Annotated in this window: 2 protein-coding genes and 1 pseudogene; all 3 read left to right on the top strand. The window is 63.9% G+C overall.

Annotated elements, in window-relative coordinates:
- Positions 1–302 (top strand): annotated as a pseudogene (locus VGD20_RS09320) (group III truncated hemoglobin); the annotation flags it as partial.
- Between the two features lie 19 nt (positions 303–321).
- Positions 322–1,008 carry an alternative oxidase gene (locus VGD20_RS09325; RefSeq protein ID WP_331134176.1) on the top strand — a complete coding sequence of 229 codons (687 nt, stop codon included), beginning with the start codon at positions 322–324 and terminating at the stop codon, positions 1,006–1,008.
- A 33-nt stretch (positions 1,009–1,041) separates the two neighbouring features.
- Positions 1,042–1,491, top strand: coding sequence for a globin domain-containing protein (locus tag VGD20_RS09330; RefSeq protein ID WP_331134177.1), 450 nt, complete (start codon positions 1,042–1,044; stop codon positions 1,489–1,491).
- Positions 1,492–1,564 lie beyond the last annotated feature (73 nt).

The raw sequence follows: 1,564 nt of genomic DNA on the forward strand, positions 1-1,564 counted from the left end.
TGTTCAACGCCGCGGTGGACGACTGGCCGGGCCATCTGGAAAAGCTCATCGCCTTCTGGTCTTCGGTGATGCTGACGACAGGCCGCTACAAGGGCAGCCCGGTCGCCGAACATCTGAAGCACAGGCAAGCAATCACCCCCGCGATGTTCGACCGCTGGCTTGCGATCTGGGCCGACACCACCAACGAGTTGCTGGCGCCCGCCGTCGCGGCGGCCCTGCAAGCCAAGGCCGTACGCATCGCGGAGAGCCTGCAGCTCGCCCTGTTTTTCCGCCTCGACGCCCCCGGCCACCGCGCCGCCTGATACCCGAAGGAGAAGACCGATGTCCGATGCACCTTTTGTCGACCTCAGCGTCCACCACCGTCCGGTCGATTTTTCCGACCACATTGCGCTCGGCTTCACGCGCATGCTGCGCTTTTGCGCCGATACCTTCTTTGCCAAGCGGTACGGCCACCGTGCGATCGTGCTTGAAACGGTCGCCGCGGTTCCCGGCATGGTCGGCGCGACGCTGACGCACCTCAAGAGCCTGCGCCGCATGGAAGACGACAAGGGCTGGATCCGCACGCTGATGGAGGAGGCGGAGAATGAGCGGATGCACCTGATGACCTTCATCGAGGTTGCGAAACCGACCTTGTTCGAACGCCTCGTCATCCTCGGCGTCCAGTGGGTCTTCTACCTCGCCTTCTTCGCGCTCTACCTGATCAGCGCGAAGACTGCGCACCGTGTCGTCGGCTATTTCGAGGAGGAAGCGGTGATCAGCTACACGCTCTATCTCCAGGAAATCGACGAAGGCCGCAGCCCCAACCTGCCTGCGCCGGCGATCGCCCGACATTATTGGAAGCTGGCCGACGATGCGACGCTGCGCGACGTCGTCCTCGTGGTCCGCGCCGACGAGGCGCACCACCGCGACGTCAACCACGGCTTTGCGAGCGAACTCGCAGGGATCGAACCGGCGGCGCATGTCGCCCCCTACCCCGAACATGCCGACGAGCTTCGCATCGCGGCCTGAATCACCTGATACTCAACGACAGGATATAAAAGAATGCGCACCGCCTCCGCTCACGCGATGACCATCGTCAAGGCCACTGCCCCGGCCCTCGAAAAGCACGGCCTCGCGATCACCACTGCCATGTACGCGCGCCTGTTCGAGAACAAGGACATCGAGGCGATGTTCGACCGCGCCGCACAGACGAGCGGCGAACAGCCGAAGCGTCTTGCGGCGGCGATCCTCGCCTATGCAAAGAATATCGACAAGCTGCAGAACCTCGGCGCCGCGGTGTCGCGCATGGTCGGCCGCCATATCGAAACGGGCGTGAAGGCCGAGCATTATCCCCATGTCGCCAATGCCCTGCTGCCCGCGATCCGCGACGTGCTGGGCGAAGAGGTCGCGACCGACGAGGTGCTCGAAGCGTGGGGCGAGGCCTATTGGATGCTTGCCGACATCCTCATCTCGGCCGAAGCGCAGGCCTATGAGGATGCCGAGGCTGCCTGAGACAGGGAAGACCGGTTTCGACCGAGAGTTGCCGATAGGGATGTGCACCCCGGCGAAAGCCGGGGCCCAGAAT

Origin of the sequence: Sphingopyxis sp., assembly GCF_036402335.1 — a bacterium.
GTDB lineage: Bacteria > Pseudomonadota > Alphaproteobacteria > Sphingomonadales > Sphingomonadaceae > Sphingopyxis.

What these genes read in the sequence shown, in the direction of transcription:
- VGD20_RS09330 (WP_331134177.1), top strand. Translation starts at nt 1,042, where the DNA reads ATGCGCACCGCCTCCGCTCACGCGATGACCATCGTCAAGGCCACTGCC.
- VGD20_RS09325 (WP_331134176.1), top strand. Translation starts at nt 322, where the DNA reads ATGTCCGATGCACCTTTTGTCGACCTCAGCGTCCACCACCGTCCGGTC.